Source organism: Pararhizobium sp. DWP1-1-3, assembly GCF_049896125.1.
In the GTDB taxonomy this organism is placed as follows: Bacteria; Pseudomonadota; Alphaproteobacteria; order Rhizobiales; family Rhizobiaceae; genus Pararhizobium.
In genome coordinates this window covers 1-1149 of record NZ_JAFCTR010000048.1, presented here as the reverse complement: position 1 = coordinate 1149, position 1149 = coordinate 1, and the positions used below count along the sequence as shown (strand labels likewise).

The 1149-nt window shown below is 54.6% G+C and carries 2 protein-coding genes; both read right to left on the bottom strand.

What is annotated here, in order from left to right:
* Positions 1-316 precede the first annotated feature (316 nt).
* The gene (locus tag ACP7BS_RS29725; protein ID WP_426232226.1) at positions 317-529 is read right to left on the bottom strand and encodes a hypothetical protein; all 213 of its coding nucleotides are present in this window, start codon (positions 527-529) and stop codon (positions 317-319) included.
* A gap of 392 nt (positions 530-921) precedes the next feature.
* Positions 922-1149, bottom strand: a 228-nt coding sequence (locus ACP7BS_RS29720) for a hypothetical protein (protein WP_426240922.1), incomplete at its 5' end; no start/stop codon positions are given.

The following is a 1149-nucleotide window of genomic DNA, read 5'->3' as shown; positions in this document are numbered from 1 at the left end:
AAATGGTCAGACGTCACGTGCTCCGTGGTGAGACCATTGTTGTGAAGCAGCATATGCTCATACAGCGTCTCAGAAACTTGGGCATTTCGACCGTCGAGGCTGAGCGACTTCTGGATACCTTTCAGAGTATACAGGCGTTACACCGACTGCATCTCTCTAGGATTAGTGGCTGACCGCAATGTCAGTTGCGAGTTACCGCTCGCCCATCCCAATAGTCGCTGGCTAGGTGCTCGATGCAGCGCCACTCGATTTCGCCGCGGCTCCGCTCCTTCCCAAACGACCGGTGAATTCGGGTGAACCATACTGTCGTCAGTCATCACCGTCTGCCTTGCAACACTCGCATTTGATTCCCAGGAAGTAATTCGATGACTTTTTCTCGATCCAGCTCCATCAAAGCGTTGACGATCTCGTGCTCCCCGAAACCCTTTCCAACCATTGGCACGCCTACAGCATAAAGGCTCGTGGCTTCGCCCCCCAGTCCTCGCAGTATCTCCATGAGTTCCAACCTGAGCTTGTCGTCGTGGTTCATTCACCGGACGTCCCGTTCAAAGCTCTACTGCCAACCACGGGTGAAGCCGATGCTCATCCCGGTCTGGGTGACGGCCAGTTGCTGTTTCAAACACTTGATGTCTGCGAGCAACGTTCCGATCGTCGCGCGCACGTCGCCATCGTGGAAAGGCGAGGGACCTGATCGTAGGCATGGCTTCTCCTGCCACTGTGTGTAACCAGTGGAAATCGTGTGTATAACTTGTTGATTATCGGCCGCATCGCCAGTGACGTTCTTATTATGTTCTTGATTGAAGGAGAGTCAAGACGGCCAGCCGAGCATTCGCAAAATAGGGCCTATGAACAGCATCAACGCGACGCCAACGGCGAGGAAAATCAGCGCAATAAGGATGATCTCACGAGGGCGCTTTAGCATCACTGATCCTTCAAAACCTCTCCCTTTGCATCAAGCACGATTTTCAGCGTGCGGATCATCTCTGCCAGGTCGAGCAGAACACCCTTCAGGTCATCATTGTTTCCGGCGGCCTCCGCCATTAGCGCCGCTATCTCGATGTCTCGAAGCGGATCTTGTCCTCGGCGACCCGGGCGAACGCCGGACTCGACACGCATCTCGCGCACCATTCGTACACCCCGATCGATCAA